This window comes from Gluconobacter sp. P5B12, assembly GCF_018812035.1.
In the GTDB taxonomy this organism is placed as follows: domain Bacteria; phylum Pseudomonadota; class Alphaproteobacteria; order Acetobacterales; family Acetobacteraceae; genus Gluconobacter.
This window is the reverse complement of sequence record NZ_JACRVV010000008.1, coordinates 96,204-121,574: the sequence shown is the minus strand read 5'-3', so window position 1 is coordinate 121,574 and position 25,371 is coordinate 96,204. Positions and strand designations below refer to the sequence as shown.

General features: G+C 52.9%; 29 protein-coding genes. 26 read left to right on the top strand and 3 right to left on the bottom strand.

Going from position 1 to position 25,371, the window contains the following annotated elements; translation table 11 throughout:
• Positions 1-75 precede the first annotated feature (75 nt).
• Positions 76-1,590 carry a replicative DNA helicase gene (locus KP702_RS13380; protein ID WP_046900301.1) on the top strand — a complete coding sequence of 505 codons (1,515 nt, stop codon included), beginning with the start codon at positions 76-78 and terminating at the stop codon, positions 1,588-1,590.
• A gap of 534 nt (positions 1,591-2,124) precedes the next feature.
• Here the strand turns inward: KP702_RS13380 and KP702_RS13375 are convergent.
• Positions 2,125-2,517: a helix-turn-helix domain-containing protein gene (locus tag KP702_RS13375; RefSeq protein WP_202208040.1), complete on the bottom strand. Its 393-nt coding sequence runs from the start codon at positions 2,515-2,517 to the stop codon at positions 2,125-2,127.
• 106 nt (positions 2,518-2,623) lie between these two features.
• On the opposite strand from KP702_RS13375, the gene KP702_RS13370 reads away from it, so the two are divergent.
• The 25 genes from KP702_RS13370 to KP702_RS13255 all read left to right on the top strand — a co-directional run bounded on the left by KP702_RS13370 (position 2,624) and on the right by KP702_RS13255 (position 22,233).
• Positions 2,624-2,932, top strand: coding sequence for a transcriptional regulator (locus KP702_RS13370; protein WP_202208041.1), 309 nt, complete (start codon positions 2,624-2,626; stop codon positions 2,930-2,932).
• Positions 2,932-3,444, top strand: a complete 513-nt coding sequence (locus KP702_RS13365; RefSeq protein ID WP_215769166.1) for a hypothetical protein — start codon at positions 2,932-2,934, stop codon at positions 3,442-3,444. Before KP702_RS13370 ends, KP702_RS13365 begins: the two co-directional genes overlap by 1 nt.
• 138 nt (positions 3,445-3,582) lie before the next feature.
• Complete coding sequence (locus KP702_RS13360; RefSeq protein ID WP_215769162.1) at positions 3,583-4,017, top strand: hypothetical protein; 435 nt, start codon at positions 3,583-3,585, stop codon at positions 4,015-4,017.
• A gap of 28 nt (positions 4,018-4,045) precedes the next feature.
• Positions 4,046-4,495: a hypothetical protein gene (locus KP702_RS13355; RefSeq protein ID WP_215769161.1), complete on the top strand. Its 450-nt coding sequence runs from the start codon at positions 4,046-4,048 to the stop codon at positions 4,493-4,495.
• Complete coding sequence (locus KP702_RS13350; protein ID WP_215769160.1) at positions 4,476-5,792, top strand: phage terminase large subunit; 1,317 nt, start codon at positions 4,476-4,478, stop codon at positions 5,790-5,792. Before KP702_RS13355 ends, KP702_RS13350 begins: the two co-directional genes overlap by 20 nt.
• A gap of 43 nt (positions 5,793-5,835) precedes the next feature.
• Positions 5,836-7,254: a phage portal protein gene (locus tag KP702_RS13345; RefSeq protein ID WP_215769159.1), complete on the top strand. Its 1,419-nt coding sequence runs from the start codon at positions 5,836-5,838 to the stop codon at positions 7,252-7,254.
• Between the two features lie 23 nt (positions 7,255-7,277).
• Positions 7,278-7,766 carry a phage scaffolding protein gene (locus KP702_RS13340; protein WP_233125942.1) on the top strand — a complete coding sequence of 163 codons (489 nt, stop codon included), beginning with the start codon at positions 7,278-7,280 and terminating at the stop codon, positions 7,764-7,766.
• A gap of 76 nt (positions 7,767-7,842) precedes the next feature.
• Positions 7,843-9,222, top strand: a complete 1,380-nt coding sequence (locus tag KP702_RS13335) for a DUF4043 domain-containing protein (RefSeq protein WP_215769158.1) — start codon at positions 7,843-7,845, stop codon at positions 9,220-9,222.
• Between the two features lie 55 nt (positions 9,223-9,277).
• On the top strand, positions 9,278-9,679 hold the full coding sequence (locus KP702_RS13330) for a hypothetical protein (RefSeq protein ID WP_202208047.1): 402 nt from the start codon (positions 9,278-9,280) through the stop codon (positions 9,677-9,679).
• A gap of 205 nt (positions 9,680-9,884) precedes the next feature.
• Entirely contained in the window at positions 9,885-10,289 is a 405-nt protein-coding gene (locus KP702_RS13325; RefSeq protein ID WP_237390023.1) for a hypothetical protein, read from the top strand.
• A 10-nt stretch (positions 10,290-10,299) separates the two neighbouring features.
• Positions 10,300-11,277: a hypothetical protein gene (locus KP702_RS13320; RefSeq protein WP_202208048.1), complete on the top strand. Its 978-nt coding sequence runs from the start codon at positions 10,300-10,302 to the stop codon at positions 11,275-11,277.
• A gap of 81 nt (positions 11,278-11,358) precedes the next feature.
• Entirely contained in the window at positions 11,359-12,843 is a 1,485-nt protein-coding gene (locus tag KP702_RS13315; RefSeq protein WP_202208049.1) for a phage tail protein, read from the top strand.
• A 2-nt stretch (positions 12,844-12,845) separates the two neighbouring features.
• Positions 12,846-13,271: a hypothetical protein gene (locus KP702_RS13310; protein ID WP_046900291.1), complete on the top strand. Its 426-nt coding sequence runs from the start codon at positions 12,846-12,848 to the stop codon at positions 13,269-13,271.
• Positions 13,268-13,588, top strand: a complete 321-nt coding sequence (locus tag KP702_RS13305) for a hypothetical protein (protein WP_202208050.1) — start codon at positions 13,268-13,270, stop codon at positions 13,586-13,588. The genes KP702_RS13310 and KP702_RS13305 overlap by 4 nt, the downstream gene beginning before the upstream one ends.
• Positions 13,589-13,754: 166 nt before the next feature.
• Complete coding sequence (locus KP702_RS13300; protein ID WP_215769157.1) at positions 13,755-14,633, top strand: hypothetical protein; 879 nt, start codon at positions 13,755-13,757, stop codon at positions 14,631-14,633.
• Positions 14,634-14,651: 18 nt separating this feature from the next.
• The gene (locus KP702_RS13295; protein ID WP_215769156.1) at positions 14,652-15,569 is read left to right on the top strand and encodes a hypothetical protein; all 918 of its coding nucleotides are present in this window, start codon (positions 14,652-14,654) and stop codon (positions 15,567-15,569) included.
• Between the two features lie 6 nt (positions 15,570-15,575).
• Positions 15,576-15,785: a hypothetical protein gene (locus tag KP702_RS13290; RefSeq protein ID WP_202208053.1), complete on the top strand. Its 210-nt coding sequence runs from the start codon at positions 15,576-15,578 to the stop codon at positions 15,783-15,785.
• Positions 15,786-16,027: 242 nt separating this feature from the next.
• Positions 16,028-16,846, top strand: a complete 819-nt coding sequence (locus KP702_RS13285; protein ID WP_237390024.1) for a hypothetical protein — start codon at positions 16,028-16,030, stop codon at positions 16,844-16,846.
• Complete coding sequence (locus KP702_RS13280; protein WP_202208055.1) at positions 16,843-17,466, top strand: phage baseplate assembly protein V; 624 nt, start codon at positions 16,843-16,845, stop codon at positions 17,464-17,466. The genes KP702_RS13285 and KP702_RS13280 overlap by 4 nt, the downstream gene beginning before the upstream one ends.
• Positions 17,459-17,509 (top strand): VanZ family protein, encoded by a 51-nt coding sequence (locus KP702_RS16585; RefSeq protein ID WP_371822783.1) that lies wholly within the window; start codon positions 17,459-17,461, stop codon positions 17,507-17,509. Before KP702_RS13280 ends, KP702_RS16585 begins: the two co-directional genes overlap by 8 nt.
• Entirely contained in the window at positions 17,496-17,822 is a 327-nt protein-coding gene (locus tag KP702_RS16275) for a phage tail protein (RefSeq protein ID WP_371822782.1), read from the top strand. The genes KP702_RS16585 and KP702_RS16275 overlap by 14 nt, the downstream gene beginning before the upstream one ends.
• Positions 17,823-17,864: 42 nt before the next feature.
• A complete protein-coding gene (locus KP702_RS13270) occupies positions 17,865-19,004 on the top strand; it encodes a baseplate J/gp47 family protein (protein ID WP_202208056.1) in 1,140 nt (379 codons plus the stop codon).
• 44 nt (positions 19,005-19,048) lie between these two features.
• Positions 19,049-20,287: a hypothetical protein gene (locus tag KP702_RS13265; RefSeq protein ID WP_202208057.1), complete on the top strand. Its 1,239-nt coding sequence runs from the start codon at positions 19,049-19,051 to the stop codon at positions 20,285-20,287.
• A 3-nt stretch (positions 20,288-20,290) separates the two neighbouring features.
• On the top strand, positions 20,291-20,977 hold the full coding sequence (locus KP702_RS13260) for a hypothetical protein (RefSeq protein WP_202208058.1): 687 nt from the start codon (positions 20,291-20,293) through the stop codon (positions 20,975-20,977).
• Positions 20,978-21,012: 35 nt separating this feature from the next.
• Positions 21,013-22,233, top strand: coding sequence for a hypothetical protein (locus KP702_RS13255; RefSeq protein WP_237390026.1), 1,221 nt, complete (start codon positions 21,013-21,015; stop codon positions 22,231-22,233).
• Between the two features lie 46 nt (positions 22,234-22,279).
• Here the strand turns inward: KP702_RS13255 and KP702_RS13250 are convergent, their stop codons facing one another.
• Together KP702_RS13250 and KP702_RS13245 are read right to left on the bottom strand one after the other, a co-directional pair.
• Positions 22,280-23,596 carry a cytochrome c gene (locus tag KP702_RS13250; RefSeq protein ID WP_202208060.1) on the bottom strand — a complete coding sequence of 439 codons (1,317 nt, stop codon included), beginning with the start codon at positions 23,594-23,596 and terminating at the stop codon, positions 22,280-22,282.
• The gene (locus tag KP702_RS13245) at positions 23,593-25,371 is read right to left on the bottom strand and encodes a GMC family oxidoreductase (RefSeq protein WP_202208061.1); all 1,779 of its coding nucleotides are present in this window, start codon (positions 25,369-25,371) and stop codon (positions 23,593-23,595) included. Before KP702_RS13245 ends, KP702_RS13250 begins: the two co-directional genes overlap by 4 nt.

Sequence of the window (25,371 nt, the reverse complement as noted above, 5' to 3'; positions counted from 1 at the left end):
CGTTTTGTCTCGGCAGGAGATGCACATTGAGGCGCTGCTTCTGGAGGATGCTGATGGTAAAAGACTGTCGTGACTATGATCGAATCCTTTCCTTCTCCAGCTGCGTCTGACGCGTCCTCTGATGATGGGGGGCTAGGCGCGCTCCTGCGTCGTTCTCCGCCAGCGAATATCGCGGCAGAGCAGGCGCTTCTCGGAGCTATCCTGACCAATAACAAGGCCTATGAGCGGGTCTCGGATTTTCTGGAGCCCGAGCATTTTGCCGACTCGGTGAATGGCCGGATTTATGAGGCTGTGGCCCGTCGCATTGAGCGTGGCCAGTTGGCTGACCCCGTTACGATGAAGGCCGAATTCGAGCACACAGGTGTGCTGGATGCTGCGGGCGGACCTGCTTATCTCGCCAAACTTCTGACCGCCATGGTTGGGATCGTAAATGCCGGGGATTATGGTCGTGTTGTTCATGATGCATGGGTCCGGCGTCAGCTCATCGATATCGGAGAGACAGTTGTAAACAATGCTTTCGGAGCACGACCTGACCTGGATGGTAGTGATCAGATTGCGGCTTCTGAAGAGGCGTTGTTCAAACTTGCGACTGAACGTGGTCAGGAGGGCGGGTTTGTTTCGTTTGGCAAAGCCCTTACGGGAGCTATTGATGTTGCTGAGAAGGCATTTCTACGGACGGGCGATGTTGTTGGCCTGACGTCCGGACTGCGAGATCTGGATAAAAGGACGGGTGGGTTGCATCCGTCTGATCTTTTGATTCTCGCTGGGCGTCCGGCCATGGGAAAGACGGCGTTGGCGACGAAAATTGCTTTCTCGGCTGCGCGTTCGATCATGAGAGATGCTGAAGAACGTGGGGAAAAACCTCACGGTTCTGTTGCTATCTTCTCCCTCGAAATGTCATCCGAGCAGCTGGCGACACGTATTCTGTCGGGCGAAGCAGAAGTCTCGGGTGAAAAAATTCGTCGTGGTGACATTGGGCAGAAAGAGTTCGATCGTTTTGTCCGTGTGTCCCGTGAGTTGCAGAAGTTGCCACTCTACATTGACGATACGCCGGCTATCTCCCTTTCTGCGATGAGAACGCGGTGTCGCCGGTTGGCGCGAACGCAGGGATTAAGTCTGGTAGTTGTGGATTACCTGCAATTGATGCGTCCGGCGATCGGGACCAAGCCGGATAGCCGCGTGTTGGAAATTTCGATGATTACACAGGGCCTGAAAGCAATTGCGAAAGAGCTTTCAGTGCCGGTTATCGCATTGTCTCAGTTATCACGTCAGGTCGAATCCCGTGAAGACAAACGACCGATGCTATCGGATCTTCGTGAGTCTGGCTCTATTGAGCAGGACGCCGATGCTGTGATGTTTGTGTATCGTGACGAGTATTATCTGCAGCAGCGGATGCCAAAAGATAGTGCTTACGACAGTAATGAGAAGTTTCAGGCGGCAACTGAGGAATGGCAGCGGAAAATGGCGCTTGTGCATAACAAGGCAGAACTGATTCTCGAGAAGCAGCGACATGGTCCGACGGGGATGGTCCAGTTGTACTTCGAGGGAGAGTATACCCGATTTGGAGATCTGGATACGATCCACGAATAAGAATTGAAAGCGGTCTTCGGACCGCTTTTTTTATGACTTTTGGGTAGTCAGATTCGATCTTAAGCGACAGTCCTTTTTAAAGGAAAACCGATTTTCCGGATTCACGAAACGGATAAAAAACAAGAAATATTTTGTTGTGTTTTGTTTTTTAACACCAAGGAAAATTGGAAAAATTTTCACCTCTGCCAAGAGAGTAAGTTACGGAAATCAGCAGTTTTCATCGCTCCAGAGGGAACTCATCCAGGGGGACATTGGAAACAATGCCGACCAAGGAATGAGGTCCTATCAAGCTGAGTAATGGCAATGAGCCATATTTGCTTCTTGACCCAGTGGCATATTGCCATTAATTTATCGTTAATCGGCGGTTGTCGTGGGGATGGCTGCTGAGGAAGGAAGGGGCCCGGTTGAATGCGTAGTGTTTCGCTGATAGCTGGAAACGTTTCTGATTTGTTCATTCCATCGCCGAGGCAGGTTTGCTGCACTACGACGAATGGGGGAGCGTTCGAATGCGCATGGAAGTCAGCGAAGATACTATCAGTGCAGATCCTCGTCTGGTCTCATGGGCTGATCAGGTATGCCGGAAGTCGTGTTTTTGTCCATGTCGAGAGCCATGTCTTGCCGCTGGAGCACCAACTCTGGGTGCAGGGCAGCCAGCCGCAGGGCCAGTTCTTCGTCGGTACGACCGTTCAGGACGCCTTTCAGAAGAAAATCTGTCGAAACGCGGAGCCGGTTCGAGAGAGCGGCGATGAGGAAGACGCTGGGTGCGCGATCGCCACGCTCAATCTTGTTGAGGGTGGAGGCATCTACTCCCAGCAGTCTGGCACACTCGCTCTGGTTGGGAATAACGAGTTCCCTGGCCCAGGCGATACGTGTTCCGATAGCTCGCTGGAGGATAGTCAGGGAGTCCGAGCGCTTGTGTTTGGCCATGTGGCCTTTTTAGCAATGGCTTTATGCCAAATCCAGAAGAAGTTTTTTTTCTTATTGCCTATGGCATTTTGCCACAAATCAAGTTCGCATCGTGAAGGAAGTAAGAATGAGGCAGATGAGTGAAATCCAGACTCCTCGCCGGGTATCTGCCAATGCCATTGCAGCCATGTTGGCGGCTGATAGCTGGAAACCTGCTTACAAAGAGGCGCGTCATCGTTCGATCCGCAAGGCCAAAAAGATTGCAAAAGTATCTGGCGGCACTGCAAAGCGGCAGGTTGTAGATCGTGAAAGCGCTGAAGCTTTACCGCCAGGGCATCCTGTGAGTTGGAACGCTTTGTGGGGTGCTGATCGTGTTCCGCAGTTTCCTGCCTTGCCCCCAATGGGAGCTTCCGCGATTTGGGAAAGTATTCATTGATGCAAGCGTTAATTCAGGAAGTTTCGCCGGTGGTTGCTGCTGGGCATATGAAGCCTACTCCGGAACGCCTCCAGCATCATGAGATCGTGGAGCGAAATGGGGTTCATCGCGTCGTTAACACAGTGCACTCCATGTATGAGGCGGGTGATATTGGCGACGATGAGGTTTCGGCTGCAGATCGCTGGTATCGGGAGTATCTTTTCGCAACCATTGGTATTGTTGAAAAAAAGCTGTCAGATGGTCGTTTTCGTGAGAAAGGCGATGTGCATACGTGGATGATTGGACGCGGCAAGTGTTCGGTTCGGATTGCGGAAATTCGTGAGAGGCTGGGATTGTGCGGACATGTGCGTCTTGAAATGATGCTGGCCCGAGAGATGTCTTTTTCTGCGATGGCGCGCCATCTTTACCCAGGTCTTTCTGAAGGGCGGGCGCGTATGAAAGTTTCGGCGCAATGTGCGCTATTGCTTGAGCAGCTCTCGCATGCGTATGAAAGCATGAAAAATAAAAACTAATAATAATATTAAAATTTTTCAGAAAAATTGTTGAACATCGAACGCAATTATTGCATAAGAAAGATACATTGAAGATATTTTATTTCAAAAGGTCAAACTCTTATTGGGTTTGGCCTTTTTTATTTGGAAGATTTTCTGGTGTTGGAACGATTTAAGATTTCTCCGGGATCAGTTGTTCTTTCCGGTCGACAGGTCATGATTGTTATTCTTACCGAGGGTCTGAATGTCATTGCATGTCCGGTTGTGAATGCTGGGGAAGCGCTTCATCGGGCAGATTGCTCTCTTGAATGGCATGAATTGGTGGAAGCGGGACTCACACGGCTTGATGTGCGTTGTCGTGCCGTTCCCTGCCGACGCAAGACGCTCTCTTTAAGGGCTATTGGGTGTGTAGGCGAGGCGACCAGAAGTCGGTTGGAAGTCTTGGCACGGCGAGAGCAGCGATTGCGATTACAGGAAGTTCCCAAAACACATTTGCCAAAAAGAAAGCCCAGGCATGTTGGGAAAAAACACGAGGCTTGGCTGGGTGAATGGTCAATGAAAAGCCGACGTGAAGCAGGGCTGCGGCTCGATTGACGCTCAGGGTCAAAAAGGGAATGGACAGATGAGCGAGGCACATAGTGCGAAGCAACGGACAAGCTACGGGCGATCTCGTCAGCGCAAGGAGCAGTTTCTGAAACACCTTGCCGCCAACGGAAATATTTCTGCGGCTGGCCGCTTTGCAAATGTTCAGAGAAGCACTCTGTATCACTGGAAAGAAACGGATCCCCAGTTTGCATCTCTTTGGGATGATGCTTTGGAGGAAGCCGCAGATGCCTTGGAGGCTGAGGCTCGGCGTCGCGCTATTGAAGGATATGACGAGCCCATTACGTATGGCGGAAGGGTTGTTTGTGATCCGGAAACGGGAAGTCCGCTCGTCAGGAAAAAATATAGTGATGGTTTGATGGCCTTTCTTCTGAAGGCACATCGACCCTCTCGTTTCAAAGCCGGACATATTGACGACCAGGCTGGCGCTATTTCCATTTGCATTAGCCATGACGACAGAGCCCTTTAGACTGAATGATGCACAGAGTGAGGCTGTTCGTTTGTTGGGAGGGTCTGCCCGGCATATTTTACTGAGGGGCGGCTCACGCTCTGGCAAAACGTTTGTGCTGATTCGAGCTGTTGTTATCAGGGCGTTGAAGGTTTCGAACAGTCGGCACGGTATTTTTCGTCATAGATTAACGGCCCTTAAGGCATCCGTTTTGCGGGACACATTCCCGAAGGTTATGCGGTCCTGTTTTCCGCAGGTCCGGTGGAAGCTGGATCGGCAGGACTGTGTCGTGACGTTTCCCAATGGATCTACAATTCTGTTCGGAGGCTTGGACGATGAACAGCGCACTGAGAAAATTCTGGGTCTCGAATTCGCGACGGTCTATCTGAACGAAGCCAGTCAGATCAGTTATGGCGCACGGAATATGTTGCTGACGCGTCTGGCTCAGAAATGTGACCTGGTGAACCGCGAATACATTGATGCCAATCCGCCTAGTGTGGGGCATTGGCTGTACGCGCTGTTTGAATTGGGAATAGAGCCAAAATCGGGACAACCAATCTCGGATCGTTCCTTGTACGGCACGATGATTCTGAATCCGCATTCCAATCGGGATAATCTGGGAGATGATTATCTTGCGGCGTTGGAAGCATTGCCGGAGCGGGAGCGGCGGCGATTTCTTCATGGTGAGTATCAGGTCGCGGTTGAAGGGGCTCTTTGGCGGATTGAATCGTTTCAGCGTGAAGCGGCGGTTACGGCTCAGACGCGGATGGATATTGCTTCACGCATGAGGCGTATTCTGGTGTCGGTTGATCCTTCGGGCGCATCTGGTCCGGAAGATTATCGATCGGATGAAATCGGAATTGTTGTCTGTGGCGTGGATGCTGATGGTGTCGGACATGTTCTGGAAGATCTTTCTGCCAGGGACAGTCCGGCAGGGTGGGCGGCACGGGCATTGCATGCTCTGGATGACTGGCGGGCGGAGCGGATTGTTGCCGAGAGGAATTTTGGCGGTGCTCTGGTAGAAAATACCATTCGAAGTGTGCGCGCGACTGCGCCGGTTCGGTTGGTGACGGCTGCCAGAGGCAAGGCTGCGCGGGCTGAGCCTGTGGCGGCGCTCTATGAGATTGGCAAGGTGGTTCATCATGGGCGTTTTGAAGCGCTTGAGGACCAACTCTGTCATTTCTCAGTCAGTGGGTATCGCGGTCCCCGGTCTCCGGATCGGGCGGATGCGATGGTCTGGGGATTGAGTGAACTGATGCTGTCTGACAGCAGCAGTATGGCGGGCTGGAGTCCGTCGGGATTTTCGTTGGCGCGCTGACCAAGCCTTTGGGCTGCAGGCGGGCTTTAGCATTGGAGAATTCATGGACTGGTTGTCCCTGCAACGGCGGTATGCCGTGCCGGCGGGTGCGTCTGCGCGCACAGCACGCCTGCTGGCGTTAAAGCGCGTTCTGGACGGTACACAATATGATGCTTTGCCGCATCCGTTCTCGTTGGAGCGATCGGGGGCGGGGGAATACATTCCGCTTTCGAATAGACGACCTTCTGTCCGGAGCAATTTGTGCCGAACGGTTGTCGATGAATCCGTCTCGTTACTTTTTGGCGATACGCACTGGCCCAGTCTGATTACGGATGATGTGCGGGTTGCGGAGGCCATGAATGTTTTCGCCGCACAGACGCGTTTAGCATCACTGATGATGGAAGCTGCAACGTGTGGTTCCATTGGCTCTGTGGTGGTTCTTTTTGAGGTGTCAGCCGGCGTGCCGAAGCTTTCGGTTCTCGATACGGCTTATCTGACGCCGGTCTGGGATGATGCCAGTGGCGAGCTTTTGCGTGTTGAGGAGCGGTTTCTTGTTCGAGGCCGGGATCTTGCTGCGCAGGGTTATCCAATTGGTGAAGATCTATTGGGTGCGCAATTCTGGTGGCAGCGGATTTGGACACCAATGGATTGCGCAGTTTCCGTACCTTGGCTCGTCGGGATGGACGGTGGGGTTCGGGATGAAAGCCGGTCCGTGCGCCATGGGCTGGGTTTTGTACCGATTATCTGGATCCGCAATCTGGGTGGTTTACATGGGCGCGACCCGGAAGGGGAGTGCACTTTTGAACGGGCGATCGATACGGTCATTGAGGCGGACTACCTTCTGTCTCAGGCTGGGCGGGGTCTGAAATATGGCTCTGATCCGACGCTGGTTTTGAAAACTGGAGGTTTTTCGGATGGTGTGGCTCACCAAGGCGGAGCGTCATCGGCTCTGACGTTGCCTCCTGAAGGGGATGCCAAGCTTCTGGAAATTAACGGCAATGCCGCAGGGGCCGTGCTCGAGCACTATCGGGAACTGCGGCAAATTGCGTTGGAGCAACTGCACGGCAACCGAGCGCATGGCGATCGGATTTCAGGCGTGCAGTCTGGCAAGGCCATGGAAATGATGTGCCAGCCTCTGATCTGGCTGGTGGATCGGCTGCGGCATTCTTATGGCGAGAATGGGCTTTTGGCTGTTTACCGAATGGCCTGCCGTTTTTCCTGTGTGCTGGAAAATGGTCTGCGGTTGGGGGGGGCTTTGGTGAAAGACCTCCCTTATTGTCGTATGGCGCTAAGATGGCCAGCCTGGTTTCCGGCAACGGATCCGGAGCTTCTGTCGCTGTCGCAGGGGCTGGTGACGGCTGTTTCCAACGGGATTCTAAGCCGAGAGACGGCTGTCAGAATGTATGCGACGGCGTCTGGAAATTCTGACCCCGGGGCAGAATGGCGTGTGCTTGAACAGTGGGTTGCGCTGGATGAGGCGTGACGTTGAACGGAGGGAAAATATCCGTGTCTGAAGAAACTATTGAGGGTGTGGAGGCTCTGCGTCAGGCGCTTGCTCAAGCGCAGGATGAGGTCAAATCCGTTCGTCGGGAAATGGCGGATGCTGTTGCCCGGCAGGAAGATCTGCAGCGATCGCATGAGGAAATTGTGTCTCGTGTGAAGCAGGAAAGTGACCGTGAAATTATGGTTGCGGCTCTGCGGTCAGAGGCTGTTCGTTTGGGCGCGTATAATCCTGAAGATGTTGTTCGTCTGATTGATATGGGCGGTGTTACCCGCACTGAGGATGGCGCGGTTGTGGGGGTGATTGAGGCTTTGGAACAGGCGCGGCAGGAGCGTGCATATTTGTTCGGAGAAATTGTACGGCCCGGATATTCGAGTGGCACAACGGTTGGATACCCGGCACCGAAGCCTGGCGGTATTGAGCCTTTTGATGCGCGCGCAGCTACTGAAGCTGATTACGAAGCGCGCAAGTGGCAGTTTCTGGCCCGGGCCTGATAGCGCGACAGTGAATTAAATATTTTACCGGCTAAATATGCCGGAATTTTTCATAAATATTTACGGAATGACATTCATGAGCATCGAAAATTTTCCAGTTCAGCTTCAGGCTGCGATTCAGCAGGGTTTTCTGGCACGGGAGTTTGAAAACGGCCTCAAATCTCGACTGGGATTTCGACAGGTTGCTGACCGCGAGATTTTCCCTAACGCTATTGGTGAAACTCTTACCAAGACGCGTAAGAGTCTGAAGGCTCCTGTTACGACACCGCTGAATCCAACGGGCAATACCAACTTCGATAATGGAATGAGCCCTGCTGGCTGGTCTGTTGAGCAATACACTCTTTCGATCAACCAGTATGGCGACACGATTGATCTGAATATGGTGACGAGCGGTGTAGGGATTTCCTCACAGTTTCTTGCAAATGCCAACACGAATGGTGTTCAGGCTATGCAGTCTCTGGACCGGCTTGCACGCAATACGCTGTTTGGTGGAGCTCAGAATGGAGTAGGTGGTTATCTGGGTGGCAATACGCGCGTTAGTGTTGCGCTTGATGCTGAAGGCGACACCATCCAAGTTGATGACATTCGGGGATTTCAGTCCGTCATCGTTAATGGTCAGGTTACGCTGATTGGATCCAGCAATGGCATGACTGTGACTGTTGGTTCGGATGTGTACACGCTTGTTCGCGTGGTAGCGGATGCGACCAATGTTTCTACCGCGCCGGGCGGAATTTCCGGGCAGATGACGTTCTCCAGCAGCGTGTCTGTCGCGGATGGGGCCGTTGGTCAGCCGGTGGTTGCGGCCACGGCACCGAAGGTGATCCGTCCGAATGGCCGTCTGACGACGGCAGCTCTACAGACGGCGAGTGCAAACGGTCTCGCGGATACGCTGGGTATTCAGCAGGTTCTGGCTGGTGTTGCGACGCTTCGCCGCAACAACGTTCCTATGATCAATGGGGCATATCATTGTTATCTGGATGATATTCAGCTTCTATCGCTGTTCCGTGACGATGATTTCAAGCATCTTTATCGGGGGGCATACGGTTCGGAAGAGTATCGTTCCGGACAAGTAATTGATCTGCTGGGTGTTCGGTTTATTCCGACGACAGAGGCCCCTCAGCAGCTTTCTCTTGGTGCCGGTCCTATTCATCGTGCTCTGCTGTTGGGTCAGGGGGCTCTGATCGAGGGTGACTGTGCGCTGACCGGCCATTCGGACATCCCAGACGCTGATCGGGCACTGATTGAGATGGTGGATGGGGTTGCAATGGTGACGCGTGAGCCACTGGATCGACTGCGTCAGATTATCGCTCAGTCCTGGTACTGGATTGGGGGTTTCGCGCTACCGACGGATGTGACGGCAGATACAAACGTTATTCCCACGGCGACGAACAGCTATCTCAAGCGTGGCGTTATCATTGAGAGCCTGGGCACGGATGCACTTGGCATGACCTTCTAAGCTGATTTCGAACCCCCATAATTCCATGGGGGTTCTTCTGGTGGAGGAGGATTATATGTCTGGGACTGCAAGCCTTTCCTCGGGCCCATTGACGGACGGGGAAAAGGTCGATGTTCGGCGATTTTGCGGGTATCCGGCAATTGGATCGCGGGAGACAGGGCAGGAATCCTGGCGCTTCTTTCAGGTTGAGGGAGCGTTGGAATGGCGGATTAACAGCTTGTCCGGCGCAGAACTGCAGCAGGTGCGCTTGTACCTTTCACAGCTTTACCCGTTGGAAACGGCTCTTTTGGGGGCGTCTGAAAATCTGGACACGGCACAGGCTGCGAGTTGGTACCACAACGGTCATGAAGTGCGTGATCGCGTGATGCTTCTGACGTTATGGCGTCGGCGTTTATGCGCGTTTCTTGGGGTGACAGGCGGTTTGGAATTGCAGGATGATCGATTGGTCATCATCTGAAGGGGGCATGATGCGGGCGGAACAGATCGCGTCCAGACTTTGTCGAGGGTATGCAAAAGCAGCAGGGATTTTAGGTCACTCCGGAGAGCAATACCGGCCGGATAATCCGTTGTCTCCCATGCAAAATATTTATGCACACCCGATGCTCGCTTTTGATTCGAGTGCTGACTTTACATTCTCAAGATCCCCCAATTGGGGTGGGGTTATGGAATATGTGCTTACGGATTGCCGTGAAGATACTGTGGTCGGAGATATTCTGACTTGCGGGGGAAATACGTTTTTTGTTGCGGCCGTGGATGACCTTCGACCTCCGCTATGTGTGGCATGTAATCGGACTGTAGAGATCAGTGGCGTTTCTGGGACGCAAGGGAATGTCGTTGAGGAATGTCCTGCTGCGATTATTTTGCGCTCCAAAGGAGAGGGGTCTGGGAGTGGCATTCCGGGTTCAGCCAAGCCCGGGCAATTCGTCATGTATTTGCCGCGGCTGCCCGGCACCGTGTTGCAACCCTATATGACGGTCACGACGGACCTGGATACGACGTACACGATTAACGCTGCCGAGATGTCGGACTGGGGTTTGCGTTGCACCATGTCTCTGCAACAGGTCTGAGGAGAGAAAAATGGCGGATGCTTCTCAGGTCGGATTGGCTCTGGCTTATGTGTGTGCGGGAATTTTATATCCAGAAGGCCTCGAAAAGCCGTCTGTAACGGGGCGGCAGACGATCGTTCGTCGCGGGTGGCTTTTGCCGAGTGATATATTTGCAGCTCAAAATATTCGGAATAATACGGATTTCCTGACGGTCACACTGGCACCTCAGAAAGGTATTGTTGTGCCAGAGCCTTTGGGGCGCCCCTGGCAGGTTCAGGCGCGCGTTCTGCCCACGGTGTCAGTGAAGCAGAGTGCGCAAGCTGTTTGCATTGTCTTTCCGTCTGAGGGGGTGCCTTCAGGTGTTGTCGGTGTTTGGTACGAGGCAGGGAAAACTCAGATTTCTGCTGCCTATGCCGTGACTGAGCAGGACACTCCTGAAACTGTGGCTTTGGCTTTAGCCGGGCAACTCCCAAAAGGTCTTGCAGACGGAAATTCTGTTCAGGTTCCGGGGTATAACTTAACCGGAAACGTTGTTGGTTATGGCCAGTCCGTAAGGGTGAATCGCCGACAGAATCAGCGATATAGGGTTTCGCTCTGGACGGCTGATTCTGGTGTTCGGGATACGCTTGGACAGTTTCTGGATACGGAACTGGCTGAGAAGAGCTGGATTTTCACGTTGGATGGTCGGCAGGCGCAGCTTAGGTTCGTAAGTGTTGAGGACATCGATACGATGCAAAATCAGGCATTGTATCGACGGGATTATTTGTACGATCTGGTTTTTGACACCCTTCAGGTTCAGTGGTCGTCTGACATGATGTTTGGGGCCGGGACTGTTTCTGCTGGTGATCAAACTAGCAGTTTCGGCGTAATCGAGCCTGCTTTTGATAATGGTGTGGTTCTGCATGCTCTTGAGGCCATGCACACTGCGGGAGCTTTACGGGCTGCTCAAAATTCATATCCAGGGATGATGGTCAACCAGTTTGGCACTGTCGTCTGTCAGCCCAATTAAAATAAAATCAATTCAATAGAAAAAGGTAATTCGTTCCTTATTCGGAATAATATACTTTTCTCTGGAAGGAAATATCGCCGGATGTCTCTAGTTTATCAGGCGGGTACGCTGAATACGACTGCGCTTACGGTTCCTAACCTGTATGTACAGATTGCGCAGCCACAGTCGCTGGGACTGACGGGTGCCTCTTCCTCGAAACTGGGTATCGTTGGAACGGCAGGATGGGGCCCGGTAGGGCTTCCGGTGCCAGTGGGTGGCATGAGTGATTATCTCTCTGCGTTTGGGAGTAAGCAGAACAAAGCGACGGATGCAGGGCTGGCTGTGAATATTGCGGCTCTGCAAGGGGCGTCATCGTTTGTTGTCGTGCGTGTAACAGATGGAACGGATGCAAACGCAACGGCCTCTTTGGGAGGCGTTACACTCAGTGCTGTTCATACCGGAACTGGTGGTAATGCTATCGTTGTGACCCTGACCGCAACAGGGGCGGGTTATGGGCTGGCAGTTTCGCATCCGGTTCTTGGAGCGGCAAGTTATTCAGGTGCGACATGGAACATCCTGGAAGCCGCTGTCGCGCAGGATCTGTCAGCTCTGGTGACGATCCATTTGCCGGATGCAGTTCCTGATCCTGTTCCTGGAAGCGTGACGCTGTCTGGAGGACTAGATGGTGGGGCGCCTGATACGTCGGCTTTTCTAGGAAAAGACGATATCATTCGGACGGGTATGTATGCTCTGAGGGGGCAGGGATGTGCCGTTGCCACCCTTCATGGCGTGACAGATAGCGCGTCCTATTCGTTGCAGGCGGCATTTGGCCTCGGTGAAGGGGTCTATATGGTGGCGACAAGCCCCGCATATGACAGTGTAAGCAATGCAGTGTCCGTCAAAGCCGCCAGCGGTCTGGATTCTTCAGCCGTAAAGTTGATGTTCGGTGACTGGATCTGGTGGAACGATGACGTTAATGGCATGATGCTTGTTAGTCCTCAGGCATTTGCTGCAGGCATTCTTTCTGCACTTTCACCTGAACAGTCGAGCCTGAATAAAGCACTTTCGGGTATTGTTGGAAGCCAAAAGGCAGGCTTAGGGGGGAGCAGCGCAACCTATTCCACTGCCGAACTGTCTACACTGTTTACGGCTGGGATCGATGTTATCTGCAATCCGGCGCCGGGCGGGACTTACTGGGCAGTACGGTGTGGGCACAATACGTCAAGTAAAGCGACGGTAAATGGAGATAATTATACCCGTCTGACCAATTATATTGCGTCATCGCTTGCTGGTGGCATGGGAGCGTATGTCGGACAGGTCGTAAATGACACGCTCTTTTCCGACATTCGCTCGACCTTGCTGGGTTTCCTGTCGTCTCTGTTGTCTCAGGGCATTCTAGGCGTTCAGAACGCTGAACTGCCTTACCGCGTTGTTTGCGATAGTTCGAATAATCCTCAGTCGCGGACTGCGTTGGGATATGTGCAGGCTGACGTGGCTGTGCGGTACCAGGGCATCAATGAAAAATTTGTGGTGAATTTGCAGGGCGGCACTTCCGTGACGGTGACGACTGCGGGCGGGAGCGTCTGAGTATGGCAAATCCTTACAGTATTGGTCGTGACTGCCGGATTACAGTTCTCTGGAACGGCCAGCGGGTTGATCTGCGTGATGTCACGTCTTTCGGGGCATCACAGGAGACGCATGCTCTGCGAGCGAGTCCGCTTAATGGCATGCCGGTTGAGTTCAATGTTCCGAATGGCTGGCGTGGTTCGTTTCAGATCGCACGTGCGAGTGCGGCGCTGGACAATCTGGTTGCTGCTATTGAAGCTGCTTACTGGAATGCTGGAACGGTTGGGAGCGGTACAATTTACCAGTACGTGACAGAGCCTGATGGCACGACAAGTACGTGGGAGTACACGAACGTGTCCATCAAGTTGAAAAATGATGCTTGGCAGTCGGATCAGATGGTTCATCAAACGGTGCAGTTCTTTGCATCAACGAGGGCAAAGATTTCATGAGTATGCTTCCGAAAGAAGTTCGTCTTGCTGATGGACGATGTCTTTCTCTGAAAGAGATCGATCCTGCGGATATGCTGGATCTGATTGAGGCGGCAGGCTCTGCTGTGACTGGTGCTTCGGCTGCTGCATGGCTGGGATATGCGGAAATGATCTGTTCAGTCACGGCTATCGACAGTGTTCCGGTGCAGATGCCAGGCACTAAAGAAGAAATTCGTGATCTGGCGCGACGTATCGGGAAGATTGGTATTGCAGCGCTTTATCCATGCTTTCATCAGGAAAATGATGAAGACATGGTGGTCTCTACAGCAAAAAACTAAGTGGGCACTCTGCGTTTCAGGAGATGTTGTATCTGCTGGATCATGGGGTGCCCTGGGATTTATTGAAGTCGTGGTCTCGTGCGAGGCGGATGGCTGCGTGTGTTGTGACGGCAGAGCGGGAAGGTCATGTCTTTGACTGGGACCAGAGACAGTACCGGGAATAAGCATGCATACGGATAAATTGTGGAGAGATATTCTTTCATCTGGAAGGTTGTTGCCTCGGAATGTCTTGCGTCAGTCTTCCGGAGGGGCAGGAAAATCTGTTATTCCCGCGATCAGGTTTGTGAAGAACTACCAAAAAAGAAGTATCGCTTTTAAACAAAATTTGGGGCCTTATTCGATGCCACGACGGGCGTCAGTTAAGAGCCATATCTTTCCGGAAGGCAGTCCCGGAACGCATTTCGAGAACAAATCGGAAAGTGCTTTCAGATTTGGACGAAATCAAAACCAGTTTTTTGAAATACGGGCACGGCGAGAAAATTTCATACATTTTTTGCAGACTAAATCGCAGAAGTCTGGCGGGTCTGTCTTGCAGAAAAACCGTAAAAATATGCAGGCAGTTGGCGTCAAAAAACCTTCCGTTAAGCTTAGAAAAGCGCGCGAAAATTCGGTGGCGGCAGGTTCTTTTTCCGAAAACATGCGCGTATCGCATAGTAACTCTACACTTCATGTTTTTCCTCGAGATATGTCAGTTTCTGGACGTATATTTCGTCCTGAAATACGGCACCGAGCAATTGATACCAGGTCTGCTCCAGCCGTAAAGATAAGCATGCCAGGGCTGGAAAATTGTTCAGCAGTCCCATCCCAATTCCGGCCAATATCGCTCGAGAAAATGGGTCGGGTACGGCAGCCTGAATTTGAAGAAAATGACCCAACCCAGCCGTCTCATTTTTCCAGGCTAGAAATGCCGCCGTTCGATAAGGGAAAGCGCAGAGAAGCCTGCGATTCTGGAAAAATGGCGCGTCTTGCCGCGCGCCGCGCAATGGGAGGCGTCGATGAAATTCAATTTCCCCAATATCCTGGACGCAGCATTGGAATTGGATGATTTTAGAGGAGGGCTGCAATGGGTGTAACGCTCTCTGCAATTGAAAACGCCATTGGTTCCATTGGTCGTTTAGGCGCATCTGCTCCAGTTACGCTTGGTTCACTTGTTCTGAGCGGCATTGAAGTTCCTGATCGACTTGAGGTTGGCGGCCATCAGATGATGGTCGTGCACAGGCTGCCGGGAGGTGGGCGTGTTGTTGATACGCTTGGAAACGATCCTGGCCGACTGGAATTACGGGGACGATTTTTAGGGCCGAATGCACAGGCTCGGGCACAGGCTGTGGAGCGGATGCGCATTGCAGGCCAGCCTGTAGCATTCTCCGCGGCAGGCATAGCAAGTGATGTTTGGATTGCTCGCTTTGTTTATTCATATGAAGCGAAGGGGGCCGTCTGTTCATATGAACTTACGTTGGAAAGGCCTGCAGAAGCCAAGGGTTCAGCGACAGATCAAACGTCACTCTCAGGCATTCTCGGAAATGATACCGGGAGGGGAATAAACACTATTTCAGATATGGTTTCGCAGATTTCGGAAGGTATTTTTACAGGGACTGGGCAAGTTAATTCCATCGTTGGGCAGCTTATGCCATTGGCCACTTTAGTGGGAACGGGTGGAAGCGCGGCCAGAGTTACTGATGCACTGGGTACGGCAAATGTTTTGAGCCAGAATGGTGTTAATCTTGCGGCTACTCCGTCCAGCGTGGCGGCCATATCCCAGCAGCTTACGGCCGCAGGGAGTGGATTGATGTCCATCATGGATAGCACGGGAAGAAATCTGGAAAATATAGCGATCGCGGACACGTCTTCCCTGGGAGTGGTTGCCGGGAACGCGGGTTTGCACAGTGCGGCATCGGATACTGGCGGTCTGGTGAATCGTTCTCTGGCTTATATCAGTGACTCTCAAGGCGCTTCTACGCAGTTGCCGGTGGTGCAGGCGTGAGGAATTATGAAAAATATTGTTGTAACGGCTGCTGATATTTCGCTTTTTCATGTTGCGGCGCGTGAACTGGGTGATGCTTGCCAGTGGTGGAGAATTGCTCAGAGTAATGGGCTTTCAGATCCAGATTTAAGCAGAATTGAAACAGTTCAGCCTCTGAAAATTCCGGTGGAAGACCTCACTTTTTCATCTGGGCTTCCTGATGAGGCCGGAGGATGACGGCACGGCAGATTGAAGTTCGAATTTTATGGGATGGGATAGAAAATCCGGATCTTGCGCTCAAAAGTTTTGAACTGGACTCCAACAGATATGAGTCTTGCGATACGGCAGTTTTGACGTTCGCAAAAAAAAGACAGTCGATCAGACAGGCATTGTTCTGGTTTGAACAGGGTGAACTTTCAAGCCCATGGATTTCTGTTGAAATCAGGGACCTTAAAATTTCTTCAGGACCCTGGACTGTTTTGTTCCAAGGGCGTGTTGATCATGTTCGGAGTATTGACGAGCATTCTCTGGTCGAAATGGAGTGTCGGGACGCTCTTGCTGCCCTTATAGACCTTCGGGTGCAGGATTCCTGGTTGAACCATACGGGCTCTGATCTGTTGCAGGATATTGCCAAAAGCGCGGCACTTGAGACCCGGATTGCTCTTCCTGATGATGGCTCTGACCATATGATGGGTCAGTTCTGGCAAATAGAGCATAAAAGAGGGGCTCTACTATCCCACCATCGCTTTCAGACGGCCGCAGATCTGGCCTTTACAGTTGCGAGGGACGCATTGTGCGACCTTTATGCTGATGGAAAAACGCTCGTCTGCCAGCCGTTTAGGGTGAATGCAGAAACGGCTGAAATTATTGATGTTCGAAATGCCGTATTTGAGACAGATATTGCACGAGATCTTCAATTGCTATCGGGCATTGTGGTGCATATGGCGTCTTGGGATTCTCGACAGCGGAGCAGCGCGCATGTTTATTATGATGGCAAAACATTCTTTCAGGATGCACCACCGGGGGTGATGGCACTTCATAGCTTTCGTGTGCCGGGCCGTCGTCTGGAAGATCTGCGACGGCTGGCTCGTGGGAAGTATGAACGTATTTCTGCCCACGCAATGTCTGCCCGGATTTCAATGCCGGGTATTATTGGGCTGCGACCACGGCAATTTATAAAGATTTCATTGGGACCAACGGAGCAGACGCTGGGTGTGGATCAGGTTGTCTCCCGTTTTTCCGTGAATGATGGATTTATTCAGCATGTGGTTTTGCGTAACCGGGGAAGTGGGGCATGAGTGATACGCGAATGGTAGCTGCTGCTTTTGCAAACAGAAGTGCGCATGCTGTTCTTGGAATTGTGTCAGCAGTTGACCCTGTGAACCATGCCATCAAGGTTCGTATTCAGCCCGATAATGTGGAAACGGGGTGGATACCGGATGTGGCGGGCGTGCAGGCCGGAAATCTGCGTGTATCCTGTCCATCGGAACCCGGGACCCACGTTGCTCTGTTACCACTTGAAGGTGATGGTGAGCATCTGATTGCTATTGGGGCTGTGTTTGATACGGTCGTGACCGCGCCCGTTTCTCCCCTGGATGGTCAGGCTATTCAACCTGGAACCATGTTGATCAGGGCAGGATGTGGTGCTCCGCCAAAAGAAATGACCAGCCAAACTGGTGACGTAAATTCTCAGGCAGGCTGGTGTCAGATTGGTGCTGACGGGGTCATTTTAGGGGCAGGAAACTCGCGGCTACATATCGCAGAGAATGGTATTTCGCTGAGTGTAGGCGGCTTAACGGCTGTATTTTCGGCAACTGGCCTGATGGTTTCCGGTGGCGATATTCAAACGGATCAGCACTCGTTGGCGCAGCACATACATTTGATGGGCAGCCAGATGACAGGGAGACCTGTTGGATGAGTTCCATCAGTCATTTGTGTGGGGGAGATCTGCTTCTGGGTAAAGGCGGCTTACACGTCATTTCCGGAGCTGAAGAAACACGTCAGCGGCTCTTAAGGCGTTTGTTGACCAATCCTGGTGATTATATCTGGCAGCCGGAATATGGGGTGGGCCTGCAAAGTATGGTTGGGGAGGTTATTATCCCGTCCGTCATGCAGGCTGCCATTCGGGTGCAAGTTTTAAAGGATCCGGGAGTTGATCCCGGTCATTCCGTTGATGTGACTGTGAGCGCTGGCGCTGACGGTCTTTGTCTGTGCCATATTTCCTATGTCGATGCTGCCACAAGACAACAGCAAACACTGGATTTTTCTGCCTAAACAAGAAGCGTGGAGCTATATTCTGCGCTTCCGGAGGACGTAATGTCTCTTTCTCTTCGCTCGTTTGCTACGACGGTTTCTACCGCCGTGGCGACGGCGCAGTCTTCCTGTGCGCAGCTTCTGGATGTCTCCGTTGGGTCGCCCGTCCGGGCACTGATGGAAGGCGTCGGTGGCATAGGGTTATGGCTGCAGTATCTTGTTTTACAGACCTTGCTTCGCACACGTCTGGCAACTTCCTCCGCTGAGGATTGCGATAGTTTTGTCGAAGATTTCGGAATGACGCGTTTGCCGGGAACTGCATCTACTGGGATGGTGACGATGATGTCATTTTCGCCATCCCAGCAATCGGCAGTCATTGTACCAGGAGCGATTGTTCGCACTGTTTCTGGCCTCTCATTTTCAGTGATTAAAGAAAGTAATCTGCCTGTCTGGTCCGAAGTTGCTGGTGGGTATGTTCGGCAGACGGATATGCAGAGCATATCGGTTCCGGTGCAATGTCAGGTTGCGGGGTCAAGTGGCAATGTGTCTGTTGGTGCGCTCTGTCTGATGGGCACAGCTATTTCCGGCATTGATACCGTTACCAACCCAGCCGCCTTTCTCAACGGTGCGGATCAGGAAACAGACGCGCAGCTTCGTGCGCGCTTTCCTCTATGGCTGGCAGCAAAAGCTTCGGCGTCTAGAGCAGCCGTCGGGAATGCGGTTGCTGGTGTTCAGACAGGATTATCGAGTTCGCTGCGAGATGGCGTTGCTGCTGATGGAACTGTGCAGACCGGGTATTTTACGGTTGTTGTGAATGACGGAAGTGGCTCGCCTTCGGATGTGCTTCTGACCCAGGTTTATGAGGCTGTGGATGCTGTTCGGGCCTTGGGTGTGGGTTTTGCGGTCAGACCGCCCCAGACGCTCGCGGTTAACGTGACCATGACAGTCGTCGTGCCAATGTCGGTGATGGTTCAGCAAGCCGCAAGTGCGATTGAGAAGGCTCTGAGCGAAGATATCGCAGGCACGGGTGTCGGTTCAGGTTATGCCTATAGCCGCCTTTCGTATCTGGCATATGTCGGGGCAGGCGTGACGGTTACCTCCGTTCTGGATGTCCGCCTGAATGGTGGACAAGCCGATATTGCTGCGAATGGCGAGCAGGCTCTGACAGTCGGCACAATTCAGATCAACGTTCTTCAGAACTGACCAGACAGGCCCCCTGCCAACGGTATCGGGGCAGAAGGAAGGCTATGCCTGTTTTCAATACATACCCGCGGCTTGAAACGTTGACGGGCGATGAAGTTCTGGTGCTGGCAGATTCCAGTGGCCATCAAACCGTTACCGCAACGGCTTCCCAGCTTGCAGGGGCTCCAGCAGTTTCCCAGCCAAGTGGGGCATTCTATCAGGACAAAGGGGCAAGGATCAGTCGTTTTGCTGATCGCGTTCTGATTGGGGATGCTGCAGCTAATCCGGGACTGAGCGATCGGGAGGCAGCATCTAAAAACGAGTGGCTGTCCCAGACAATGGGCGCCACCTCGATTGGTCCGTGGGCGTTGCAGGATGCGCAATGCGCTTCGGTGGCCCAATTTGGGAACAGTGCCTTTGTCGCAGCGTCCCGGACATCTGATGCAAAAACGGCACCAGACACTTTGGGGTTTCAACCGAGTACAATTGGTGTTGCGTCCTGGGGTGTCGCTGATGACACATCTGCACCCACGACGACCACAGCCTATGCTTATTATGGAGAGGCGTGGCGTCTGGCTGGTGTGAATTATCAACCGACGTTCGTCATGGAACTTGAAGCGGTCAATTTTGGTGGGTTGGCTATTGGTCAGTCTACGCCGTATGCCCCCAATGTCGGCGGCGGCGTTTATGGCATTCAGCTCGGTGCTGGTGGCGGTCAAACCACGGATACTTCCGATGCAGCAGCAGGGGTCGTTTTTGTTTCAAACCCTAACGCCTGGCAGGTTGGTATTGTTTTCGGCGCAACTGCTTTAAGCGGCACCAACGGGACAGATAATGGATATGCCTCCGCCCTGTCTCTTGCGCGTAATCATGCTCTGGAGTGGCACACACCAGAAGTCGTTAGTGGGGTTTCGGGAGGGAATGTTGGAGCATTTGTCCGCTCTACCGTGACAGAGCGTTCGAAGGGCGTACGACAGGACTTTGTCGATAATGGAATTCTGTTCAGCAATATCGAAGGACAGACACTCTTTTCAGTCGCAAGTGCTGTGGCACCCAACAACACTTTGCAGGTCCAACCTGGGGCAGGCACTCAGGCGGCTGGTCTGTATGTGCAAAGTGGCGAAAACGGATCGTCAAACCTTGGTTTGTTTCCGGAAGAGGGAGGGCAGTTGCAAATCTCTTCCCCGGTAACGAATGCGGCAGGCACACTTCCCGCCACAGTGGGGGGAGGCTTTTTGCATATCAGCGTCAATGGAACGGATTATCGTATCCCGCTGATGACTCCAGAACAGACTGGAGGTTGAAGTATGGCTAGATTGTACGACAGCCAGAAAGCGGTCCTTCGAGCGACGGATGGAAAAATTCTTTTGGATACGGGGGTTATTCCCGGATCCATCGATGATTTTGCATCAAGATTGAGAAGTCTCCTGCCTGTTGGCTGGTTCCCGGCTGTTCCTCAGGATCTGGAGGACGAAACTGCCCCAGTTCTTGTCGCTGTTCTGAGAGGATTTTCAGCCGTTTTGGCTGGGATATGGACATTGCTGGAGGAGTGTCAGCAGCAGACGCGCCTGATGACGATGAGTGGCCCTTTTCTGGATATGCTGGCTGCTGATTATTTTGGACCAGACGGTTTAGCGCGCCGCACATCAGAGCAGGACAGAGATTATCGCGCCCGCATTGTGTTATCACTGGTGGCACAAAAAAACACCCGCGAGGCTGTTTTCAACGCTCTATTGTCGGTTACAGGTGTCGCTCCCACCATTTTTGAACCCCTGAATGCAGCGGATTGCCATGCATTGGCATCATCCGCGATGCCGGCGGAAGGTGGGGGATATGGATATGGGGGCGCAGGGTTGCGATACGGTAGCCGACAGGGCGGACAGTTCTTCGTGGAAACGGCGCTGGGGCATGCGGCTGATGCCCACGTAATTTATCAGGCAATCGAAAAAACAGCAGCCAGCGGCGTGACAGGCTGGGTCAAGGTGAGCAAATAATGGATCGGGCAATTGTATACGCAGGATCAATTCCAATGGATACGGATCTGCTGCGCGTAGGAAGGTATGGAAAGGCCGCGCTCGGTCACCTGTCTGACATGCTCTACGGGCGCGACGTGACAGCTGCTTCGGGTTTGATCTGCAAACCCTCTCTTTCAGATCTGTCTGTAACAATCGGGGCAGGCTCCATCACGACATCCGGTGCCATGGATGCTGCATTTTTGGGCGGCGCTGGTGGGGGCTATGAGGCGGATGCAACGCCTACAACATGCCAGTATTCAACTGATGAGGATGTGAGGGTGCCTGTTCCAGGAACAGGCGCGACTTATACTGTTTTCGCTCTTTGCGCTGAACAGGATGTCGACGAGACCGTCCTGCCGTTTTTCAATGCCTCAAATCCCGCGCAGACGCAGGCAGGCGTAAATAATGATGGAAATGCTTTACCAACACGGAGACGGGCAGGCCTCTCTTTTGTCGTTTCGACGGATACCCCAACGGCTCCTAAAGGTGGGGCAGTCGTTGCGCTGTATACTCTGAATGTGCCTCAGGGGGTTACGTCTCTTGCAGGTGTGCAGCCTCAGGCAGGGAAGGTTTTCTGGCCAACTATTCCTGAATTGGCAACACAGACGTTGCTTCGCGCTGCTATGCAGCCCATGGAGCTTGTCACAACCAATACGTCGCTTTCTATTCCAGTGTGGGCGTCTCGTGTGGAACTGCGTGTTGTGGGCGGCGGCGGTGGCGGCGCATCGTCTAATTCAATGACACTAAACGGATCATTTTCTGGCGGTGGCGGCGGCAGTGGCGGAGATGCTTCGGGTATTTATGGCGTTAATCTGACAACTGGTAGCACGCTGAACGTGACAGTGGGTGCAGGTGGTGGACCGGAGCAGACGGGTGGTACCTCTCTTGTCAGTTATAATGGTCAAACCCTGCTACAGGCTGGCGGCGGTCAGGGCGGTTATTTTTACAGTACGATGGGCTCTGCTGGTGGCGAAGGAGGCGTAGCGTCAGGAGGAACTGTCTGGAATCAGATCGGAACCTCGGGGGGGGACGGTCAAACGAATTCAAGCACTTTTGCAGGCTACGGCGGTAACGGTCCTTGGGGCGGCGGTGGTCGGTGTGGAAACCAGGGCGGCCGTAGCGCTACCCATTTTGGCGCTGGCGGCGGTGGCTCCTACTCTACATCTGCAGATGGAACGAAATCACCGGGTGGCTCTGGTTATTCCGGATGCGTTATGTATCGTTTCCTGCCTTAAGGCAGACGAGGGGACATGAATTGGATGATCCCCTCGTCACGTAGCCTCAGTTCAATGAAATTTCGCCGTCCACCATATTGCGCGGCGGCATGTCTTTTTTCAGATTTACAACGTCTTCTGGGCTGACAGCAGGAGCGTTGTTTCCCCATGCATGACGGATAAATGTTGTGACATCTGCGATCTGTTGATCGCTTAGGCGATGCATGAAATCCGGCATCGTAAAGGCAGAAGGGGCTGTCGCAGTCTTGGGTAATGTTGCCCCACTCTGAATGATGTGAACGAGTGACGCCGGATTTTCTCCCATGACAACAGGGTTACCCGCAAGCGGCGGAAAGACAGCAGGATATCCTTTGCCGTCTGTTCTATGGCAGGCTGCACAATTATCGATATAGACTTTGGCACCTCGCGCGGAAACATCGGCTTTCCGCAGAGCATTGGTGGATGCGGGGTCATAGACCCAGTTTTTCTGCGTCTTGTCGTAAGGCTGAAGAGTGCGCAGATATTTGGCCATGGCAAGAAGGTCTGCGGAAGAAAGGTGTTGCGTGCCATGGACAATGGCAGACGTCATGGCACCAAAACTTTCTCCCTGCATGTTTCGTCCGGTTTTGAGAAACGCGACGATGTCCTCTTCGCTCCATCGACCTAAGCCAGTCCGGTTTTCCTGACGAAGAGAGGTTGGGACCCACCCATCGACGGCTACTCCGCCTGACAGAAAGGCTTCGCTATCAGCCGCTGTAAGAGCTTTTTCCTGCATTGCAAGACCACGTGGTGAGTGACAGGCTCCACAATGTGCTGGACCTTCCACCAGATAAGCTCCGCGGGCTATCTGTGGGTCTGTAAATGTCTGAAGCGTCTTGGCTTGAGCCTTGACCGGGGCAGGGGAGAACATCCAGCGCCAGAATGTCAGAGGCCACCGCATGGAAAATGGCCAGCGAATACCATTTTCCGGTGTTGCGACGGATGATGCCTCAACACCTTCATGGAAATAAGTGTAGAGCGCATGAACGTCATGATCTGTCAGGCGGGCATAGGATGGATAGGGCATTGCGGGATAAAGCGTTGCACCATCTCGGCGGATACCTTCTCGCAGGGCTTTTCCAAATTCGGCCTCTGAATATTTGCCGATCCCGTGCTCCATGTCGGGGGTAATGTTCGTGGAATGAACTGTACCGATCGGAAGAGAAAACGATACTCCTCCAGAATATTCCGGTTTACCATGAATTGAGTGGCAGGCTGCGCAATCAGAAGCGGCGGCAAGATAACGGCCTTCTTCGATCAGGGCAGATTTTTCATCATTAGCTGCGGCATCGTAACTGAAGAACAGGACGCTGCTGGTAAAGGCCAGAAAAGGAAAAAATTTCATGCCTTCACCAATGGACCAGGAGATTTCAGATAGGTTGTACGGATGTGGTAGGCCGCCCAATATGCCAATGCTGCAACGGTGCCTGTGGGGTTATATCCCATCCCTTGAGGAAAAGCATTGGAGCCGATGACAAACACGTTTGAAACATCCCAGCTTTGAAGGTAGCGGTTGAGCGCGCTTGTCTTGGGATCTGTTCCCATAACTGCGCCGCCGCCGAGATGAGTAGTCTGATAGTGGCGCGTGTCAAAGGGTTGGCCAGCGTTGAGATGAACGAGATTGGTCTTCGTGGCGCCTATGGCTTTTGCCAGCGGTTCAATCTTGCTGACAACGTACTGGTTCATGCGGATATCGTTATCTTTCCACGTGAAGGTCATGCGAAGCAGTGGCAAGCCGTAAGCATCTTTCCAGGTCGGGTCCAGGTCTAGATAAACATCCCGGTAGGCCATGTTGCTGCCATGTGCATCGACCCCGATGGAGTGCTTATAACTGTCGATGAGAGCGCCTTTATACGCTGAGCCCCATCGTGGTGTGCCCCCGCCGCCTGTCCCGATGGCTGCAGCAATGGGCTTCGTTCCGGCCTGATTGACCCACACCGGAGACCCCCCGATGAAGCCAAGCGGGCCATGATCAAAATTCATGCTGTTGAAGTCATCAAATGCGACACCAACGCCGCCTGCACCAATGAACTGGTTGGCATATTTGGATGGCGGTAGCCAGATGCGAGACGATGTAATTGTCTGGTAAACGAAGTTGCGCCCAACCGTGCCTGTGTTCTGAACAGGATCATACGGCTTTCCGATGCCCGACAGTAGCATCAGATGGACGTTATGAAACTGAAACGCACTCAGAATGACGAGATCAGCGGAGAGCGACACTTCTTTCTGCGTTTTCGTCTCCAGATACGTGACACCGGTTGCCTTGCTCTTGGTGCTGTCCAAGTCGACACGAAGAACGTGCGCATCAGAAATAAGAGTGAACCGAGGGTCCTGCCGGAGAGCAGGCAGAACGTTTACGTTCGGGGATGCTTTTGAGTAGAGGTAGCAATCATACCCGCTGCAATACCCGCAAAAATTGCAGGGCCCCATCTGGCAGCCATACGGGTTCGTATACTGGCGGGATGCATTGGCTGCGGGTAGGGAATAGGGATGATAGCCTACCTGGGAAGCCGCGTCCCGAAAGGTAGAGGCTGTGAAGGTGTCTTTCATGGCCGGGAGCGGGAAATTATCCGACCGGTCTCCATCAAAGATATTACCGTTTCCGACAATTTTGCCGTTGACCCGGTAGGCTTCGCCAGATGTTCCGAAAACCTTTTCGGCCTTGTCGAAAAAAGGTTCCAGCTCTGCGTAGGTCACGCCGTAATCCTGAAGGTTCATGTCCTCAGGAATGAACTTCTCGCCGTAACGCTCTACTACGGAACTACGAAGCCTGAGATCTTCTGGCGAAGCGCGAAAATGGACGCCTGACCAGTGAAGCCCCGCTCCCCCAACACCTTCGCCCGGCAGGAATGCTGCTAACTGACGATAGGGCAGTGCAGTTTGATCAATAGTATTGCGGACCGTGACTGTTGTCTGGGAAAGGTTCTGGAAGAGGCGTTTGCGAATTGCCCCGCGAAGTTCATCGATGGACTCCGGGTAAGCGCCTTCTACGGGCGTCGTACGCTCAGAGCCGCGTTCTAGCATGATGACGGACAGTCCGGCCTCGGTCAGTTCTTTCGCCATGATCGCACCAGCCCAGCCAGCTCCGACCACGATTGCGTCTACGTGTTTTTTTGTCAT

Bases quoted from the DNA above. Each gene is read 5' to 3' on its own strand.
- KP702_RS13315 (WP_202208049.1), top strand. From the start codon at position 11,359: ATGTCTCTAGTTTATCAGGCGGGTACGCTGAATACGACTGCGCTTACG.
- KP702_RS13255 (WP_237390026.1), top strand. From the start codon at position 21,013: ATGGATACGGATCTGCTGCGCGTAGGAAGGTATGGAAAGGCCGCGCTC.
- KP702_RS13375 (WP_202208040.1), bottom strand. From the start codon at position 2,517: ATGGCCAAACACAAGCGCTCGGACTCCCTGACTATCCTCCAGCGAGCT.
- KP702_RS13325 (WP_237390023.1), top strand. From the start codon at position 9,885: ATGGAATATGTGCTTACGGATTGCCGTGAAGATACTGTGGTCGGAGAT.
- KP702_RS13365 (WP_215769166.1), top strand. From the start codon at position 2,932: ATGCAAGCGTTAATTCAGGAAGTTTCGCCGGTGGTTGCTGCTGGGCAT.
- KP702_RS13380 (WP_046900301.1), top strand. From the start codon at position 76: ATGATCGAATCCTTTCCTTCTCCAGCTGCGTCTGACGCGTCCTCTGAT.
- KP702_RS13330 (WP_202208047.1), top strand. From the start codon at position 9,278: ATGTCTGGGACTGCAAGCCTTTCCTCGGGCCCATTGACGGACGGGGAA.
- KP702_RS13320 (WP_202208048.1), top strand. From the start codon at position 10,300: ATGGCGGATGCTTCTCAGGTCGGATTGGCTCTGGCTTATGTGTGTGCG.
- KP702_RS13350 (WP_215769160.1), top strand. From the start codon at position 4,476: ATGACGACAGAGCCCTTTAGACTGAATGATGCACAGAGTGAGGCTGTT.
- KP702_RS13305 (WP_202208050.1), top strand. From the start codon at position 13,268: ATGAGTATGCTTCCGAAAGAAGTTCGTCTTGCTGATGGACGATGTCTT.
- KP702_RS13250 (WP_202208060.1), bottom strand. From the start codon at position 23,596: ATGAAATTTTTTCCTTTTCTGGCCTTTACCAGCAGCGTCCTGTTCTTC.
- KP702_RS13355 (WP_215769161.1), top strand. From the start codon at position 4,046: ATGAGCGAGGCACATAGTGCGAAGCAACGGACAAGCTACGGGCGATCT.
- KP702_RS13260 (WP_202208058.1), top strand. From the start codon at position 20,291: ATGGCTAGATTGTACGACAGCCAGAAAGCGGTCCTTCGAGCGACGGAT.
- KP702_RS13300 (WP_215769157.1), top strand. From the start codon at position 13,755: ATGCATACGGATAAATTGTGGAGAGATATTCTTTCATCTGGAAGGTTG.
- KP702_RS13345 (WP_215769159.1), top strand. From the start codon at position 5,836: ATGGACTGGTTGTCCCTGCAACGGCGGTATGCCGTGCCGGCGGGTGCG.
- KP702_RS13280 (WP_202208055.1), top strand. From the start codon at position 16,843: ATGAGTGATACGCGAATGGTAGCTGCTGCTTTTGCAAACAGAAGTGCG.
- KP702_RS13370 (WP_202208041.1), top strand. From the start codon at position 2,624: ATGAGGCAGATGAGTGAAATCCAGACTCCTCGCCGGGTATCTGCCAAT.
- KP702_RS13245 (WP_202208061.1), bottom strand. From the start codon at position 25,371: ATGACAAAAAAACACGTAGACGCAATCGTGGTCGGAGCTGGCTGGGCT.
- KP702_RS13265 (WP_202208057.1), top strand. From the start codon at position 19,049: ATGCCTGTTTTCAATACATACCCGCGGCTTGAAACGTTGACGGGCGAT.
- KP702_RS13310 (WP_046900291.1), top strand. From the start codon at position 12,846: ATGGCAAATCCTTACAGTATTGGTCGTGACTGCCGGATTACAGTTCTC.
- KP702_RS13290 (WP_202208053.1), top strand. From the start codon at position 15,576: ATGAAAAATATTGTTGTAACGGCTGCTGATATTTCGCTTTTTCATGTT.
- KP702_RS13270 (WP_202208056.1), top strand. From the start codon at position 17,865: ATGTCTCTTTCTCTTCGCTCGTTTGCTACGACGGTTTCTACCGCCGTG.
- KP702_RS13335 (WP_215769158.1), top strand. From the start codon at position 7,843: ATGAGCATCGAAAATTTTCCAGTTCAGCTTCAGGCTGCGATTCAGCAG.
- KP702_RS13295 (WP_215769156.1), top strand. From the start codon at position 14,652: ATGGGTGTAACGCTCTCTGCAATTGAAAACGCCATTGGTTCCATTGGT.